The sequence below is a fragment of the Acidicapsa acidisoli genome (assembly GCF_025685625.1).
Taxonomy (GTDB): domain Bacteria; phylum Acidobacteriota; class Terriglobia; order Terriglobales; family Acidobacteriaceae; genus Acidicapsa; species Acidicapsa acidisoli.
In genome coordinates this window covers 1,340,725-1,357,431 of record NZ_JAGSYI010000001.1, presented here as the reverse complement: position 1 = coordinate 1,357,431, position 16,707 = coordinate 1,340,725, and the positions used below count along the sequence as shown (strand labels likewise).

Genomic DNA, 16,707 nt, shown 5'->3' with positions numbered 1-16,707 from the left:
AAGAGAAAGGGCGCCGGATTACGGCGCCCTTTCTCGTTGCTGTTCGTGCAGGTTTTAGCCTGGCGTTAAAGTTAGTTGCTAGAAGCGGAATTTACCAGCCAGTTGAACAGTCCTTCCACCTGTCGGATCGCTGTTCACATCAGCCGAGGCCTTCACGCCCGTGACCTGACCGAACAAAGCACCGTCGGTGAAGTTGCCGTCGGGGTTGGCAAAGTTTGCGTGGTTGAAGACGTTGGAAGCCTGCAGCATGAGCTGTATCGAACGCTGGGAATCGCGACCCAGCGGCAGCAGCTTGTACAAGCTCATGTTGGAGTAGTTATAGCCCGGTCCATGAAGGAAGTTGCGGGTGACGTTGCCGAAGGTCCCAACGGGCTCCTGCGAAAACACGCTGTTGTCAAAGTACGTGTTCGCCGGGTTACGGATATTAAGCTTTGGGATATGGAAGGTGGATGTAACAGGGATGTCGGGGCAAGCGTAGTAACTGAACTCGTCGCAATAGAGCGAGTTGAAGGTTGAAAAGTCGGTGATGTCGATCGGGAATCCACCCTGGAACGCTGTAATGCCAGCCAGATGCCAGCCCCCCAGCGTTTCTTGCAAGAGGAAGTTCCGCTTCATGGATGCGAGAAGCGGCACTTCATAATCGTACGAAGCAACAAAGCGGTGACGGGCATCGTAATCGGAGTTGCCGTAGCTCAGGTGCTGGAAGCCTGGAATTGAGTTTGTTCCTGGTCCGTTGAAGCCGGAGCTTTCCAGTCCCGAGGCATTGTCGAGGGCATGGCTGTAGGTGTAGGCCAGAGTGAAATACAGGTGGTGCGACAGGTTCTTGTTCAGACTGACCTGCAAGGAGTGGTAGCTCGATGTGCCCGAGGTGCCCAGGGTTCCGACGCTGAGATAATCGGGAAACCCGTCAGTGGTTGCCGGCTGCGCAGCATTCTCCGGGAAGTACAGATGCTGCGCGGGCCTATACTTCTTGCTCGAACAAATCGCGCTCGCCAGGCAGGCGGCGTGACCGGCGGCAGTAATCGGATCCCCCTCATAGGTCGTCGCCAGCTTACGACCAATTGAACCCACGTAACCTACCTGAAGAATCATCTTGCCGGGCAACTCGCGCTGCACATTCAGGTTGAAGTTCATGATGTAAGGTGTCGTGTAGTTCGGGCCAATTGCGTTCATGTCCTCTTCGACGTAGTTCGACCAATTGAGCGTGGCTCCCTTGGTCGGGCGAGCGTACGGGAAGGGATTTGGCTCTGAACCGCCGCCGGCGACATCGGCAAATGGATTGGCCAATCCGGGGCTGCCGCCGAAGTCCGCTGCGCCAAGCGAATTCTTGAAGAACGGCGTATCGCCGAGGTTCTGCAACTGCCCCTCTTCCTGGTCGCGGTTGTAGTAAAGACCGAAGCCGGCACGCAGGGCAAAGAGATGAGAACCAGGGGCGCCTATCAACGCTGCGGGCCCTTTGCCCGGCGACCAGGCAAAACCCAGCCGCGGGCCAAAGTGATCGTATTTATTCGTGGCGCCACCCTGGGTGTTGCAGCCCGGATCACCTGGATATGTAAGGCCGGGGAATCCACCCGTGAATACATTCGACGTGGCGTTGCTGATCGCGAAGCAGGTGATGCCGATGCCGCCGAACTGCTCGTTGTAGTTCGGGGTTTCCGTGTCCCATGCGATGCCGTAGTTAATGGTTAGATCGCTCGTCGCCTTCCAGCTATCCTGCGCGAAGAGGTAGAACTCCCAGGCCTTGGCGTCCACAAAGCCGCCCGAGGTTTGGGCGTACGTGTCCGGAATTCCCAGAAGGAAATCGATGGCCGGAACACCGGAGCTATAGATTCCCGAGCCGCCGAAGCTGTAATTGCCGTTGTTATTGGCGTTGTACGGGTTGCTCACCAGAAACTGCTCAATCGTGCCACCGAACTTCAGGTTGTGGTTTCCGATTGTCTTGCTCAGGTTGTCCGACGCTGAGGCATTTGAATCGTTACGGGGCTGCGGACCCTCGTGGCTGAATCCCAGATTAAACAGGCCCGTGAGATTCATGTAGGGCAGGCCTGACTGCGGATATTGCGGAGTGATATCAAAACCAGCGCTGCTGGGAGCAACAACCTGGGCGGGCTCAACCGCTCCGAAGATGAAGCGATAATATCCGGCCCTCAGCTCGTTGATCATTGTCGGGCTGAAGGTATGGGTGTAGGAAGCTGAGGCAATCTTGAAGTGTTCTACCTGAACTGATCCAAAACCCGGCAGCGTCCCCCCGCCGAAGCTCAAGCCCGCGTTCGAGGGACTGGACTGAAAGAGGAACGAACCAAACAGCGAATCGTGGTCGCTGAGATGATAGTCCACTCGAACGATGCCTTGATCGGATACTTCGGAACTCGGGGAATTGAAGTTGTAAAGGGGATTCAGTGTCGTTCCCGCATTCCCGGCCGGCACGTACTTTGCTGTGAGCGCAGCCGTGATCGAGTTAAAGTTTGTGGTCGGGATGGTGACTGTTCCACTCGGGAAGCATACATCCCAGGTGGCCGCGGCGGTGCCCGGTCCGCACGGTCCGGCAGCCGTGTTGATCACAAACGGGATTGGATTCGTCGATACGGATTGAGCGCCAAAGGAACCCGAAGTGTAGCCACCCGGGAACACCGGCGTTTCCGTCGTGGCTCCGACACGGTTGTGGAATCCCTGGTAAGCAACGAAGCCGAAGAGCTTATCCTTCACGACCGGGCCACCGAGCGTGCCGCCATACAGGTTCTGGTGAAAATTCGGACGTTTCTGTGAAAAGTAGTCTCCATTGTTCAGGAAGGTATCGCGGTAGTATTCAAATCCGCTGCCGTGAAAATGGTTGGTGCCAGCCTTGAATACCTGATTGATGACAGAGCCGCCGTTTCGCGCGAACTCTGGATTGAGTGTGCTGGTGACGATGTTCTCTTCCTGCAGCGCATCGGGATTCACCGAGAGCCCTTCGTCCTGCAATGGGCCGTCGTTGATATCGGCTCCATTCAGCAAGTAGGAGTTGCTGGTGGTCTGGCTGCCGTTCGCCGAGTAGCCTCCAAATCGGTCTGAAGACTCCACTGCGCCTGGGGCCAGTTTTTCAAGCCCGGAGGCGTCACGCCCCAGCAGCGGTATATTTTCAATCTGGTCTGAGTTGATGTCTTGTTCCAACTGGGTGTTGCTGGTCTCGACCTGCACTCCAGAGGCATCGACTGTGACCGTCTGCTGGGTCGTGCCGATAGTGAGTTTCACGTCCGTTTCCCAGTTCGCGTTAACCGCAAGGGTTATGCCTTTCGCCTCAAATCTGTCGAAGCCTGTGGCCGTGACCGTAACGGAATAGGGACCGCCGGGCTGGAGGTCCGTGAAGAGATAGTAGCCACTGCGATTCGTGGTCGTATCGACGGCGATGCCTGTCGCTGTGTTCAGCGCTGTAACCTTTGCGTCCGGAACAACCGCGTCACTCTTGTCAGTCACCGTTCCGTGAATCGAGGAGACGGTCGTCTGAGCGTAGGCTGACTGACTGCAGATTGTGGGAAATACGGAAACAGCCGCCGTAAAGGCGCCTACCAACATGCCGATCGCCAAAACGTGCGACTTAATTGACTGAAACATGCTCTCTTCCTCCCATTGGGTTGTCTTCGGAAAGGAATTAAGGGCGGGCGGGCTGCCCTCAGGAATTGCCGCAGTTGAAAATCGCAGAAGGGTCTATCTCTCTTCACGAATGCGGTATTTACGAAACAATAAATGGCGATAGAGTAAGCATTTATTGTGCCAATTTGAGATACCATATGCAAATCTCGCGAAATCAATATCTTATGTCTTTCCTACTTTCCAAGGGGCTATGTTTTTTTGTAGGAATTCGAAACTTATATGGCTTTTTGTTGGGCTGGGTATCGCTAGTTCGCTATTTCAGGATGGCGACTACGGGCATTGCGGACTGAACTGTGCTTCCAAACTGCGCTTCCAATCGGCATCGAAAGCTGCCTGAATGGGAAAGGCCGCTGCCCTTACGGGCAGCGGCCTTTGGCTGGGTGGAGGGTAGGCTAGAAGGTGAATTTCCCGGTTACCACCAACACGCGCTGCGTGACGGCTGCGCTCTGGAACGAGCCATACGGGCTGGTCGGAGGAGCCTGCACGCTGGTGATTGCGCCGAATGTGCTGGTTCCGATTTCGCTGCCCGGGTTGGAGAAGTTGGGATGGTTGAAGATGTTGTAGACTTGCGCGCCGAGTGCGAATGCGGTTGATTCCCGCTTGAATATGTCCTTGGAGAGAGTCATATCCGTGTTCGCATAGTGCGGGCCGTAGAAGTAATTCCTGCGAAGGTTGCCAAACGTTGTTTGGGCCGTTACGTATTGTGTCGCATCCAGGCAGGGGTTGGTGACCGCGCCGTGGGGATTGCTGCCGCAGGTGTTGGTCAGGTTCCATTGAGAGACCTGAGCCATCAGTGAACTTGCACCCTGAGGATTATTGATAGTTCCCAGAGTCTGGTAGCCGTTGACTACATTGTTGTTATCCACAGTGTAGGGCTCGCCCGAACGATAGTAGGTCTTCGCGCTCACCAGCCAGCCGCTTACGAGAGAATTGGCGATCTTGTTCTGCATCTTGAAGGGTTCGGCGTAGACTACGTCACCTACCAGGTCGTTGCGAATGTCGTAATCGGCATTGGAGTAGTTCAGATTGCCGTAGCCAAGCGAGGGGGTGACCTGCTTGGTAATTGATCCAATGTTGTAGTACTCGCCCTCGCCTCCATTGGAGATGGTATCCAGAGCGTGGCTGTAGGAGTAGCTGATGTGTGCGGTGATGCCTTGTCCCTGGTGCGTGTAGGCGATCATGCCGCCGCTGTAGTTGGAGTGTGCGTTGTTGGTGTAGGCATTCACCTGGGCAAAGCTGGGATCAGCCGGGGAAACGTTCAGACCCGCAAATCCGCCTGTGGAGAGCCAGGTTCCGGTGGTGTTATCGTAGGCTCCGCTGGCGGCATTCAGGTAGGGGTTCTGAATGATCTCGTTGTAGCCGTAGTTGCCAGCGTAGGTCAACGAGACACCGTCGCTCTTGTTGAACTGATGCTGGAGTTGCAGGCTGTATTCCACGTACTGCGGTTCATGCAGCGTTCCACTGAAGTAGGCATTGATGCTCGGGGGCGTGAAGGGAACGCCCAGAGCGTTCAACGCGGTGTTGATCGAAGTGGCTGATCCCGTGGCGAATCCACCCTGGATTGCGCCATTGACCTGACCCGCAAATGCCGGAAGGCTTCCCGCACCGCCGGTTGCGACCGTGCCCGTTGTCACGGTAACCGAGTTGTAGTTCGGGAAATTCTGGATGGGACCGTCGAGGAAGCCGGCCGGGTACAGGTCGGCGAAAAGACCTGCGCCGCCACGGATCACGGTCTTGTCATTAAAGGCATAGTTGAATCCGAAGCGAGGCTGGAAGTTGATCTTATCCACTCCGAACGGATGTGCATTGACGTTGTTGATCTCCGAGCTATAGGGGGTGGTCAGCGATGCAGCGGAATTCGGGAATCCGCCGCCATAGAGTGAGAAGCAGCCGCCGTGGCAGAGCGGATCTCCGGTGCGATCGAGACGGCCGCCGATGGTCAGCTTCAACTTCGGCGATACCTGCCACTCATCCTGGAGATAAACGCCCAGGTTGTAGAGCGCAAGGTGCGCCGTGGGAGCGTTCACGAATGCCTGAGTGAAGCTGCCGCAAAAAGCGGAACCGGAACCGCATAGCTGTCCGTTGGCGATGTTCTGCAAGGTGTAGACCTGAAGGAAAGGGAAGTCCGTGTACTGCTGCGCGTCATAGTCCTCGACCAGATCGCGCCGGAAGTTGGCTCCAAACTTGAACGTGTTTCTGCCATGAATCCAGTTCACATCGTCCTGCAACTGGTATTGGGTCACGTTTCTGCCCTGGGGGAAGTAACCCGGGACACCGAGATTGGAGAGACCGGCTACATTGGAAGTTCCGCTTCCATCCGCGCCAATATTGAAGTAGGCCCAGAAGGGGAGCACGGATTCGGCTGCGCTTACGCTGGCCGGTCCAAAGTAGGCCGTATACCAGTTAGCCGCGACCACAGCGGAGTTGGTCAGATGCGGGGTAATGACATAGCTGTCGTTGAACTGACCTTCGTATTCGGGCTGGATCGAAACAGTATTGAAAGCCGGGTTGATGTAGCTGGTGGCGGTTGGCTGCGAACCACGATCCATCTTGTAGCGGCCATAGAGGCTGTGCTTGTCGCTGATGTGCCAGTCGACACGACCCGTAAAGAGCCACTCGATGTTGATGTTGTTCGCGGAAGCGAACGCGCCCAGTGTGCAAGCGGTGGTCTGACCCAGAATGGCGCCATCCGGTGTTGTCGTGCCGCTCAAGGCACCGCATCCGCCGCCAGGATTTGTGGGAGAGGCAGCGCCAACAGTCGGTGTGGGTGTCGCGCCCGAGTAGGAAGGCGCCTTGTCGTACAGGTTGAACATTTGCTGGTAAGTGGAAACAGCAGAGGAAGGAACCGTTGCCAGCGAGTAGGCCTGAAATTCCGAGCTGGGCAACGAGACAAATCCGCTTGCCGGCAGCACGTAGTGCAGACCCTCGTAGTCGGCGAAGAAGAAGACCTTGTCCTTGATAATCGGTCCGCCGCCATTGGCTGCCCACTCATTCGAAACGGCATGAGGGCGAGGCGTGTCGGTGAAGTTGTTGAACCAGCCATTCGCGTTCAGAACGGTGCCGTTGTACATGTAGTTAGCCGAGCCGTGGAACTTATTGCTGCCCGACCGAGTCGTGTACTCGATGATAGCTCCGGCTGCGCGACCGTACTGCGAGTTGTAACCGTTCTGCACAACGGTCGCTTCAGCCAGCTCGCCCTGGCCGAGTGTCAGGTTGGAGCTGCCCGAGTTATTCAGGTTGAGGAACGGGTCCTGGTTGTCGAAGCCATTCAAAACAAACAAATTCGAAATACCCGGCAGTCCGTCGGAGCTGAAGTTGCCGTAGGATCCGCCCGCATTCACGACTACGCCAGGAAGCGTAAAGGCCACGGTCGTAACGTCTCCACCTGGGGTTGGCAGCGCTTGAAGCTCTTCCAGATTGAAGGTTGACGCGAGGGCCACGTTCTGCGTGTCGATCAGCGGGAGCGTGGCAGCATTTACATCGATTACCGTGCTGTCCCCGGTGAGCTTGACCTCGATATCTCCAGGAACCGTTGTTCCGAGGAGAACTGTTACGACCACGGTATCCGACTTAAGTCCGGTGGATATAGCGGTGATCTTATATTGGGATGGCTTAAGCAAGCCGACGGTGTAGCGCCCTTCTTCGTTTGTGACCGCGGTCTGCCTGGCGTCGGTAGCCGTATCTGTAATGGTCACCTGCGCTCCGGGGACCGCTCCACCCGAAGCATCCGTCACTGTGCCGCTGATGGCGCCGGTAACTGAAGTTTGCGCTTGAGCAACGGGCACATAGCTGCTGACGACCGCCCCTCCAGCTATAGCAGCTGCGAGGAGCAGCGCACTAAGAGAGTTCCTGAAAAGTTGCATTCGGTTTTCCTTCCGAGTTTTGTTGCGAGGATCTATTGAGGGCTACGGGACCAGGTCTAACTTGACGCCCGACTGTGACATTGGCAGGTAACATATGCGCACTTCGTGCAATATAGCGGGAAGCTCTAAGGGCATCTGTATTGAGTGAGTGCATTTTACGGGCCGTTCGATATTGAAGACTTAAGCTATTGTTGTGAAATACTTATGATGTAATTTATTTCATGCAATATATGGTTTCTTGTATGCATTCTAGAAATCTATGAAATTTTGACTTTGCACGCTTTTTCCAGATGCGCCTGTAATTGTGCACAAAATGGACGGAGATCGAACTCGACGGCATACGGCAAAAGGCCGCTGCTCCTGCGAGCAGCGGCCTTTTGGTTGGCTGACTGGATGGGTTAGAAGACGAACTTGGCTTCGAGTTCCGTGTTGCGGTTGCCCGGAACGTTGCCTGACGCGCTCTCCCCTTTGAAGGCCAGGATGTTGGAGAAGGAGCTGACGTCGTTGGTGCCATCCAGGTTCAGGAATGTGTTGGCGTGATTGAAGACATTGATGAAGGTAGCGCTCAGCTTGATGCTGTAGCGTTCATGGATCGCGATGTTCTTGCTGGCGATAAAGTTCTCGCCCCAGGAGCCGGGCCCTGAGAAGGCGTTGCGGCCGGTCATCCCGCGAACGAAGCCACCGGAAGCGAGGCCAGCGCCGCCGGGGAGCGGTGTGTCCGAGGTGCCTGAGCCGGGGTTGAGCTGCTCGTTGTAGTTGGCATTGCCCGCAGCGTCCGTGTAGGCGGGGAGGTTCTGGTAGGAGTAGGTGTTAGGTCCGAATGTGCTGCTGATGTCCTGCAACTTGCTCAACCCGGCTGGCTTTTTGTAGCCGATGAAGCTGACGCGCGGGCACTGGGTGAAGGCATATCCGCAGTCGAAGATGGTGTAAGGGTTGCCGGTCACGGCGTTGAATGTGGTTGCGGCGTTCCATCCGCCGAAGACGGCCTTCGTCAGGCCGCTGCCATGATTGAAGAAAGGAACGTTCCACCAGACGGCGGCGGTGACGCGGTGGCGCACATCGAAGTCTGAGTTGCCGCGGTCCAGGCCTTTATTGAATGGATCGAGATAACCGAGATTGTCGATATTGGATTCGCCATCGGTGAAGGTGGAGCTGGTGTTGTCGATGGAGTGGCCAAAGGTGTAGTTAGCCTGCATGCCGAGGCCGGTGCGACGGAGGTTGTTGCTGCGAATGCCGAGGTTGACGCTCTCGTAGTAGCTGTCGCCGTCCGCGCCGCGCCAGTTGATGTTGGAGTACTGGAGGTTGAGGCGATTGGAGAAGTTGGCGTCGCCGAGGTAGTTTCCGCCTGCAAACTCACGGTTGAGGTTGGCGATGGAATAGTTATGGATGCCACGGGAGGCAACGTAGCCGGCGGTGATCAGTGTGCTGGGATCGATCTGACGCTCAAGGCTGACGGTCCAGTTTTCCGCGTATGCCGGTTTGATCTTAGGATCGACGGCACGCAGCGTGGTGTTAGGCAGGGCGACAGAGCCGGAGCCCGTGCCGAAGGTGCCCAGATTGTTGGTGCTGATCGGGCTGCTTCCGATCAGAGCCACGACCGCGTAGTTTGGCGGATTCTGGATGACGTTGAAGGTGACGTTGTTGAAGTTGCGCTCGTAGCTAAGGCCGTAGCCTGCGCGGAGGCTGGTCTTTCCGTCTCCGGTGAGGTCGTAGGCGAGGCCGATACGCGGGCCGAACTGCAGCAGGTTGAGGTTCCAGAGGCGGCCGTTGGGCGCGTTGACGCGGGTCAGGATCTGACCGTTGCGGATGTCTTCATACTCGCTTCCACCGCTGCCGAGGAAGAAGTTGGCGTCCAGGCCGGGGCGCTGCGAGTGTTGAGGACCGTAGACTTCCCAACGCAGGCCTGCGCTGAGAGTCAGGCGGGACGTGGCGTGGTAGGAGTCCGCGGCGTAGAGCGCGCCGTCCTGATAGCGGTTGCTGCGGGAGAAGTTGGGCTGCGTGGCGGGAAGGGCGATCTCGCAGGCAGATGTGACGATGGTCGCGCCGGTATTGACATCCCGAGAGCAGGGGTAGACGCCGTTGGGATTCAGGGCGACTTCGATTTCGCCGAGGTTGCCAGAGACGAAGTTTTGCAAAGCACCTTTGGTGCCTGTTTGCTTGAGGGCGTCTACCGCATTCTCATAGGCGCCGAAGACGCGGTTGTCTTTGACGTTGAGGAACTCGCCGCCGAACTTGATGTTGTGTCTGCCCTTGGTCCAGCTCAGATCGTCACCGACCTGAATGAAATTCTGGGGTCCGCCGAAAGGGATGGCGTTGCCTGGCGAGGTAGGAAGGTAGCCGGGAAAGTAGATGGTACCGGAGCCGAGCGCAACCGACGTAGAGCCATTGACATACAGGGTTGGGCTGACAGGAACGCTGCCGAGAGGCTGCGCGTTGTTGAAGCGGGTGAGGAGCACCTTGGTATTGGAGGCCAACGTACTGGTGAAGGAATGGGTGATGGAAACAAGCAGGTTGTAGTTCTTCTGCGTGGTTCCGGTGTTGTAGCCGGCGTAGGGGCTGGTGTTGTTGGTTCCGGCGAATTCGAGTTGATTGTATTGGCTATACCGGCCGTAGAGGCTTGTCTTATCGCTGATGTTGTAGTCGATGCGATTGAAGTTGTTCCAAGTATTCTGCGGTTCGCCGCCGCCGGAATCGCCGGGGTTCTGATAAGCGACGGTGCCGAAGAGCGGCGTGGTGAGAATGGCCGGATTAGTGGCGCTCAACGCGATGACATCCGAGGCGAATACGCCCTCGTTGATCAGGTCCTGGCCGGTGTAGCTCTGACCGTTGACGGGATGGGCCAAGGCTGCGCCGTAGGTGGAGAAGTAGGACTGCATGTTGGGCGCAGCGAAGGCGATCAGGCCAGGGAGCGGTACCTCGGCGACGACAGTAGCGGCGCTGCGAATGCGGGTCCACTCGGTGGCGGAGGAGAAGAACAGCTTGTCCTTCTTGATGGGGCCGCCGACGAAGTAACCGAACTGGTTGTGGACATAACGGGACTTGGGATTGGCCAGATCGCCGGCTGCGAAGAGGGCGTTGTTATTGAAGCCGTCGGAAGCGAAGGTCGAGATACGGTTGTACTCGTAGACGTCGCCGTGGAATTTGTTGGTGCCGGACTTGGTGGAGACGTTGACGGCGCCGCTGGAGGCGCGGCCAAATTCAGCGCCTTCGCTTGCGGTGACGACGCTGAACTCCTGGACAGCATCTAGCGGCGTTTGCTGGCCGATGCCGACTGCGTAGAGGTCGGTGTTTTCTGCGCCGTCAAGGAGGATGTCGACCGAGGAGGAACGGCCACCGGCGATGTTGAACCCAACACCACGCATCGCGGCGGTGGGATCGGCGCTGACGTTTCCGGAAAGGGAAACCAGTCCATAGGCGTCGCGGTCGGCGAGGGGAAGGCTGTTGATCTCTTCCGGGGTGATGACGGTGGAGACTTGCGCGCTTTCAAGATGCACGGAGGCGGAGTCATCCGCGGATACGATGACTTCGGTCTTGCTGCCGGCGACAGCGAGCTTGATGCTGGCGTCGATGGTCGAACCGACGGTGACGCGGAGGGAATCTGTGGCGTTGGCGAAGCCGCTGGCCGAGATGGAAAGGCTGTAGTCACCGGCATTGAGCTGGGTGACGGCATACTCGCCCTTGCTATTCGTAACGGTGGAACGGACTGCACCGGTCCCAGAATTGGTCACTGTGACGGTGGCGTTGCCTATGACGGCACCCGAGGCGTCTGTGATTATGCCACTGATGGCTCCGAGATCGGCCTGAGCAAGAGCGGATGGGGGGGTGAAAGTCGAGACAAACACACCTCCGCATAGAGACGCTGCCACGAGCAGAGCACTTAGAGAGTTCCTCAAAACTTGCATCGGATCTTCCTTCCAGATTTTGTCGTTTATCAAGGGGACATTGGGGCTGGCCGGTGTGTCATACCGACATTTATGCGCTTCAAACCTAGAATGCTGGCGCAATACCAGACGTGGAATGCTGGGAATCTGGAAGATATGAATGCACGCGGATGGCCGTTTGGATCGCGGTGCGCAACCGATTGTTTCTTTGATATTTACAGTTTCATGACATCCCAGTAGCGACTATGGTTTCCTGTATCTTTTTGTTAATTCTATGAGAATAAGTAGCGTTAGATTTAAACAGCCGGGCGATTGTGTCTTGCCTGTGTCGCAGCACTAAAAGCGCAGGAAGGGTGAAAACTAACGATCAGAACTGACCGAGTTAGATAACCGGTCTATTGCGCAATCAGTTGCTGCAGCGAGTCAAAACTCCTATTTCGACTCGCTTTTTGAAGTTATAGATTGGGATCGATCAGTTTGAGGCCGCTGGCCGCGTCGGGTCGCTTGCCGAGGGCGGTGGTGTTGGCGGTGAGGAAGACTTCCACTGTGGGATTGACGTTGAGTTCCCAGACGTGACCACCTACGGTTGTGCCGTCGCGGCGGCCAAGGATTGCATGCATGTGGGCGACGGGCTTGCCGTTGAAGGCGGCGATGTCACCGATCAGGGACAGGACTTCTACCTGTTGATTGGTGACGGTCGGGTGATACATCTTCTTTTCGAGGTCGAGCCAGGCGGTGGTGGCTGAGCTCACGGCTCCGATACCGGTGAAGTGGGCGTCGCCAACCTTGTACTTGATGGCGAAGTCGGTGAGTCCGCTGAGGACCTCGTCGCCCTTGAGGAAGACGATGGCGTAGATCTTTTCTTCCGGGGTGTCTTTGACGAGCTTGACCTGCATGGCTGGGGCTTTGCCGGTGGGGATCGGGCGGGCGGGATTGATGAGATCTGATTCCGGGGTTGGGGATTGGGCGCGAACGGTTCCGGCCGAGAGGATCGTCACGGCGCAGAGGGCTAAGAGTGCGGCTTTCATGCGAGGCTCCCTGAGAGAAAAATGGTCACTACAAACGTTGTGCAAGCAGGATTGCAGCGACCATTCTAACCTTACAGGGCCTCAGGTCGGACTTTGGATCGGGACCAGGACCAGGGTCAGGCGGGCACGGCCATGAAGTCCAATGCACGGACCAGATAGGACTTGAGTTCACTGCGGGGGACAACGGCGTCGAGGAAGCCGTGTTCGAGAAGGAACTCTGAACGCTGGAAGCCTTCCGGGAGCTTCTGGCGAATGGTCTGCTCGATGACGCGAGGACCGGCGAAACCGATGAGCGCGCCGGGTTCGGCGACGTTGAGATCGCCGAGCATGGCGAAGCTGGCGGTGATGCCGCCTGTGGTGGGGTCGGTGAGAAGGCAGATGTATGGGATGCGAGCTTCGTCGAGCTGGGCGAGGCCGCTGGCGATCTTGGCGAGTTGCATGAGACTCACGACGCCTTCCATCATGCGCGCGCCGCCGGATGCCGCGACAATGATCAGCGGGTGATGGGTGGCAAGGGAGCGGTCGATCGCCCGGGCTATCTGTTCGCCGACGACGGCGCCCATGCTGCCGCCGATGAAGGCGTATTCCATGGCGCTGAGGACGACGTCGTGGTGGCCGATTTTTCCGAGAGCGGTGACGATTGCATCGTTGAGACCGGTCTGTTTCTGGGCTGAGGCCAGGCGCGATTTGTATGTCTTGATGTCTGTGAAGTTCAGCGGGTCGGTGGAGCGCAGATTGCCGTCGACGAAGGTGTAGCCGGGTTCGAGGAGAAGCTCGATGCGCTGGAGTGCGCCGATTTTGAAGTGATGGCCGCATTTGGCGCAGACATGGAGGTTGGCCTCAAGCTCGGCTTTGAAGAGGATGGTCCGGCAGCCAGGGCACTTGACCCAGAGACCTTCCGTGCGGACTCGGGCCGGCGAACCATCATCGGAGACCGGGGCGAAGGCCGATCCCGCGAAATCCTGACTGGAGTTTCCGTTGGAGTCGCCGTTGGGCTCGCCGTCGTTTGGTGAAGGATTCGGGTTGGGGCGCTTGAACCAAGCCATACCGGTCAATTGTATATGGAGCTTCCGTGCTTTTAGCGAGTTGGCGCGCTTTGCGCTTTGGCGGGTTAGCGGGTTAGCTGATGCAGTGGAAATTTGGAGCGGTGTGGCTTAGACCCATTACTTAGGGGTGTCGGGCTGGCGCAGGTAGGCGTCGTCGCGGTCGATCCAGTCCTGACGCGGGGGGTTGAAGATGTCGAGATCGACGGTGTCTTCGAGGGCGAAGGCTTCGTGGGGGACGTTGGGCGGGATGCAGAGGATGTCGCCTGCGCAGACAGTGACTTCTCGCGGTGCGGCGTTCGGGCCTTCGTGGAGATGAAACTTGAGCGCCCCTTCGAGGATATGGGTGATCTGTTCGTTGTGATGGCTGTGCAGCGGGACGTGGGCGCCTTTGGCCAGAAGGACGCGGGCGAGCATGGTGCCGGTGCCGACGACGAACTGGCGGCCGATTTTCGGGTTCATTGGCTCGACGGGGATGTCAGACCAGCGGGTGAAGATAGATTCGGTAAGTGACGGCATACGGGCTCCATGGCGCGGTGATTCGATCGGATTGAGTTGAGCCGGCCGGGGCCGGATGCCATGATGGTAATTGTGAATGGATCCTGCAGCAACGAAACAACATTGGAGGGAAGATGCGTCGCACAAATCTTGTGGTTAGCGCGGTTATCGTGATTGTCGTTTTGATGTCCATGGCCACGGGTCTTCATGCCGCGGGCGTGATAGACCAGGGGAACCTGAAGGAGGTGCGCGAGGCGGTGTGGCGCGCATGGTTTGCAGATGATGTGCCTACGCTCAAAAGACTGGTTCCCGCGGATGCGATCGTGATCAGCGCGGGTGAGAAGGAATGGAAGCATCAGGCTGCGATCTTTGAGGCTGCGGCCAAGTTTCATGCCGACGGAGGGAAGCTGGTGCGGCTGGCGTTTCCGCATACCGAGGAGCAGCGATATGGGAATGTGGCGATTCTCTATACGACTTACGAGGTGGAAACGGAGATGAAGGGGAAACGGTCCGTGAATTCGGGGCGGGCTACGGAGGTTTTTGTGATGAAGGACGGGAAATGGATGAATTCGGGATGGCATACGGATGCCGAGAAGTGAGTGAAAGAGTCGGTCCAAATCCCTCCCCTATTTCGTCCAACCCTTTAGGGACCCAAGAACCGGAGTTCCAGAGGAGTACTTCAAATGACTTTATCCATGCGGAAAATTGCATACTTTGGCTTGATTTTTTTGCAAGCAGGTGGACTTAGCAGTGCCTGGGCGGCTGACCCCACAATTACCCAGAAGGTGATCAGCCAGGCAGGCGCTCACCAGGTCGTGGTGGCGGCAGAACAGGAGGCTGAAAGGCTTCATGCGCCGTGCGCCATTGCTGTGGTCGATTCGAACGGTATCCTTGTCGCATTCGTGAAGATGGACGACGTGCGAGCCGGTAGCCCTGATCTTGCAATCGGTAAGGCCCGCACCTCAGCATTGCTGCAACGACCGAGTGCGGAGACGGAGAGCGCTATCAACGGCGGCAGGCAGGCCTTTATCACAGCCGACTTGATGGCTCTGCGGGGAGGCATGCCTCTGAAGGTGGGCGAACAAGTGGTAGGAGCTATCGGAATCGCCAGCCTTAGCAAGGAAAATGACGTCACGATCTCGCAGGCCGCGGCGGCAGCGTTTGCTGCTCTCTCGAATGCAGGACCGGCTGCGCACTGAGCGGTTACGGTGTCCCACCCATGTCGCGATGGAGCTGCGCCGTGGATGGGGCACCCGAAGTGTTCTGGGAACGAGGATTGAAACGACTTAATACTCGATGCCGCGCTGGGCGAGGATGCCTTTTTGGTAGGCATGTTTTACTTCGCGCATTTCGGTGACTGTGTCGGCGATTTCTACCAACTTTGGGTGGGCGTTCCGGCCGGTCAGGATTACGTGGACCATCTCGGGGCGTTCGAGAAGCGTGGCTGCTACTTTCTCCGGGTCTAACATGCCGTAGCCGATGGCGTAGTTGATTTCGTCGAGGATGACCAGATCGTATGCGCCGGAGAGGATCGCTGCGCGGGACTCTTCCCAGGCTGCTTCAACCATTTTCAGATCTTCGGGGTCGGTCTCCGCGCCGCCTACTTTGACGAATCCCCGGCCTAGCTGCTTGACGACGAAGTTGTCGCCGAAGGGAAGGACGGCATCGAGTTCGCCGTAGTGCCAGGAGCCTTTGAGGAACTGGAGCATGAGGACGCGCATGCCGCAGCCGGCGGCGCGGAGTCCGGTGCCGAGGGCGGCGGTGGTTTTGCCTTTGCCGGGGCCGGTGTTGATCAGGATGAGGCCGCGTCGGGAGTCGGGCATGGAAATCCTTCTTTAGCAAGTTGGCGCGCTTTGCGCTTTAGCTAGTTAGCAGGGTAGCTGGTCCGGTGGAGATTTGGAGCGGTGCGGTTTTATCAACTCTTCTGCTTTTCTCTTCCCTTCTTCTCCTCTCCACTTATCGACGGTGCTTAGTGGCCGGAGTGATAGGGGTGGCCTGCCAGGATTGTACAAGCGCGGTAAAGCTGTTCGGCAAGGACCAGGCGGGCAAGTGTGTGGGCCATTGTGATGGGGCCAAGTGAGAGCAGGAGGCTGGCCTGGGCGCGGGTTGTCTCTGACCAGCCATCGGCGGGACCGATGGCGAAGACGATGTGCTGGGCTCCTTGATCTCGGCGGGTACCTAGCCAGGTGGCGAATTCGGAAGAGTTGAGCTGGCGGCCCCGGCTATCGAGCAAGACAGGGATTGCGGGCAGGCGAGCGGCTTTGCCGGAGTTGGCTGGGCGGCTGAGCCAGGCAAGGAAGGCGGTTTCGGTGGGGAAGGCTTCGGGCTGGATGGGGTGATAGGGATGGATGCGGTCGAGATAGAGGCGGGTGAGCACGTCAAATGAGGCTTGGGGGCCGGATTTGGAGGACTTTGGGCCGATATGGGCTAGAGTCAGGTGCATGAGCGGTGCGAGAAACGCTGGAACGGAGCTTTTCGAACCGGTCCACCATCTTGAGTTTACTTGCATCGTGGAACAGGGTGTTGGGAGCAGTTAGCGGGGTCAGATTTCGATCTGGTGAACAGAGTTTATATGGAAAATGAAATCTGTCTATAAATATCGGTATGCGGTACGGAAATTCTCTTAGTATTCATATTTGCGAATCCGGACGGGCGTTTCGTGCGTCGAAGAATACAAAGGTGTCTTTGTCGGACCGGGCGGACGCTGTTCTTCTGGTTTAGACCTGGCAAGACTCATTGATCGCTTTTTTAAACCACCTTTTAG

At 57.3% G+C, this 16,707-nt stretch carries 10 protein-coding genes; 2 read left to right on the top strand and 8 right to left on the bottom strand.

Translation table 11 applies throughout. From position 1 onward, the window contains the following. Positions 1–78: 78 nt before the first annotated feature. The 6 genes from OHL23_RS05380 to OHL23_RS05355 all read right to left on the bottom strand — a co-directional run bounded on the left by OHL23_RS05380 (position 79) and on the right by OHL23_RS05355 (position 13,964). The gene (locus OHL23_RS05380; protein WP_263350741.1) at positions 79–3,591 is read right to left on the bottom strand and encodes a carboxypeptidase-like regulatory domain-containing protein; all 3,513 of its coding nucleotides are present in this window, start codon (positions 3,589–3,591) and stop codon (positions 79–81) included. A gap of 431 nt (positions 3,592–4,022) precedes the next feature. Continuing rightward, positions 4,023–7,493, bottom strand: coding sequence for a TonB-dependent receptor (locus tag OHL23_RS05375; RefSeq protein WP_263350740.1), 3,471 nt, complete (start codon positions 7,491–7,493; stop codon positions 4,023–4,025). Between the two features lie 398 nt (positions 7,494–7,891). Further along, positions 7,892–11,395, bottom strand: coding sequence for a TonB-dependent receptor (locus tag OHL23_RS05370; RefSeq protein WP_263350739.1), 3,504 nt, complete (start codon positions 11,393–11,395; stop codon positions 7,892–7,894). 434 nt (positions 11,396–11,829) lie between these two features. Beyond that, a complete protein-coding gene (locus tag OHL23_RS05365) occupies positions 11,830–12,402 on the bottom strand; it encodes a PPC domain-containing DNA-binding protein (protein WP_263350738.1) in 573 nt (190 codons plus the stop codon). A 116-nt stretch (positions 12,403–12,518) separates the two neighbouring features. Then, positions 12,519–13,457, bottom strand: a complete 939-nt coding sequence (gene accD, locus OHL23_RS05360) for an acetyl-CoA carboxylase, carboxyltransferase subunit beta (protein WP_263350737.1) — start codon at positions 13,455–13,457, stop codon at positions 12,519–12,521. Positions 13,458–13,565: 108 nt separating this feature from the next. After that, entirely contained in the window at positions 13,566–13,964 is a 399-nt protein-coding gene (locus OHL23_RS05355; RefSeq protein ID WP_263350736.1) for a cupin domain-containing protein, read from the bottom strand. A 113-nt stretch (positions 13,965–14,077) separates the two neighbouring features. On the opposite strand from OHL23_RS05355, the gene OHL23_RS05350 reads away from it, so the two are divergent. Together OHL23_RS05350 and OHL23_RS05345 are read left to right on the top strand one after the other, a co-directional pair. Continuing rightward, positions 14,078–14,542 (top strand): nuclear transport factor 2 family protein, encoded by a 465-nt coding sequence (locus tag OHL23_RS05350; RefSeq protein WP_263350735.1) that lies wholly within the window; start codon positions 14,078–14,080, stop codon positions 14,540–14,542. 84 nt (positions 14,543–14,626) lie between these two features. Beyond that, a complete protein-coding gene (locus tag OHL23_RS05345; RefSeq protein ID WP_263350734.1) occupies positions 14,627–15,142 on the top strand; it encodes a GlcG/HbpS family heme-binding protein in 516 nt (171 codons plus the stop codon). Positions 15,143–15,229: 87 nt separating this feature from the next. On the opposite strand, the gene cobO is transcribed toward OHL23_RS05345, so the two are convergent. Beyond that, positions 15,230–15,766 (bottom strand): cob(I)yrinic acid a,c-diamide adenosyltransferase, encoded by a 537-nt coding sequence (gene cobO / locus OHL23_RS05340; protein ID WP_263350733.1) that lies wholly within the window; start codon positions 15,764–15,766, stop codon positions 15,230–15,232. A 146-nt stretch (positions 15,767–15,912) separates the two neighbouring features. Further along, a complete protein-coding gene (locus OHL23_RS05335; protein ID WP_263350732.1) occupies positions 15,913–16,386 on the bottom strand; it encodes a 23S rRNA (pseudouridine(1915)-N(3))-methyltransferase RlmH in 474 nt (157 codons plus the stop codon). Positions 16,387–16,707: the final 321 nt, after the last annotated feature.

Bases quoted from the DNA above. Each gene is read 5' to 3' on its own strand.
- OHL23_RS05380 (WP_263350741.1), bottom strand. From the start codon at position 3,591: ATGTTTCAGTCAATTAAGTCGCACGTTTTGGCGATCGGCATGTTGGTA.
- OHL23_RS05375 (WP_263350740.1), bottom strand. From the start codon at position 7,493: ATGCAACTTTTCAGGAACTCTCTTAGTGCGCTGCTCCTCGCAGCTGCT.
- OHL23_RS05370 (WP_263350739.1), bottom strand. From the start codon at position 11,395: ATGCAAGTTTTGAGGAACTCTCTAAGTGCTCTGCTCGTGGCAGCGTCT.
- OHL23_RS05365 (WP_263350738.1), bottom strand. From the start codon at position 12,402: ATGAAAGCCGCACTCTTAGCCCTCTGCGCCGTGACGATCCTCTCGGCC.
- OHL23_RS05355 (WP_263350736.1), bottom strand. From the start codon at position 13,964: ATGCCGTCACTTACCGAATCTATCTTCACCCGCTGGTCTGACATCCCC.
- OHL23_RS05350 (WP_263350735.1), top strand. From the start codon at position 14,078: ATGCGTCGCACAAATCTTGTGGTTAGCGCGGTTATCGTGATTGTCGTT.
- OHL23_RS05345 (WP_263350734.1), top strand. From the start codon at position 14,627: ATGACTTTATCCATGCGGAAAATTGCATACTTTGGCTTGATTTTTTTG.
- cobO (WP_263350733.1), bottom strand. From the start codon at position 15,766: ATGCCCGACTCCCGACGCGGCCTCATCCTGATCAACACCGGCCCCGGC.
- OHL23_RS05335 (WP_263350732.1), bottom strand. From the start codon at position 16,386: ATGCACCTGACTCTAGCCCATATCGGCCCAAAGTCCTCCAAATCCGGC.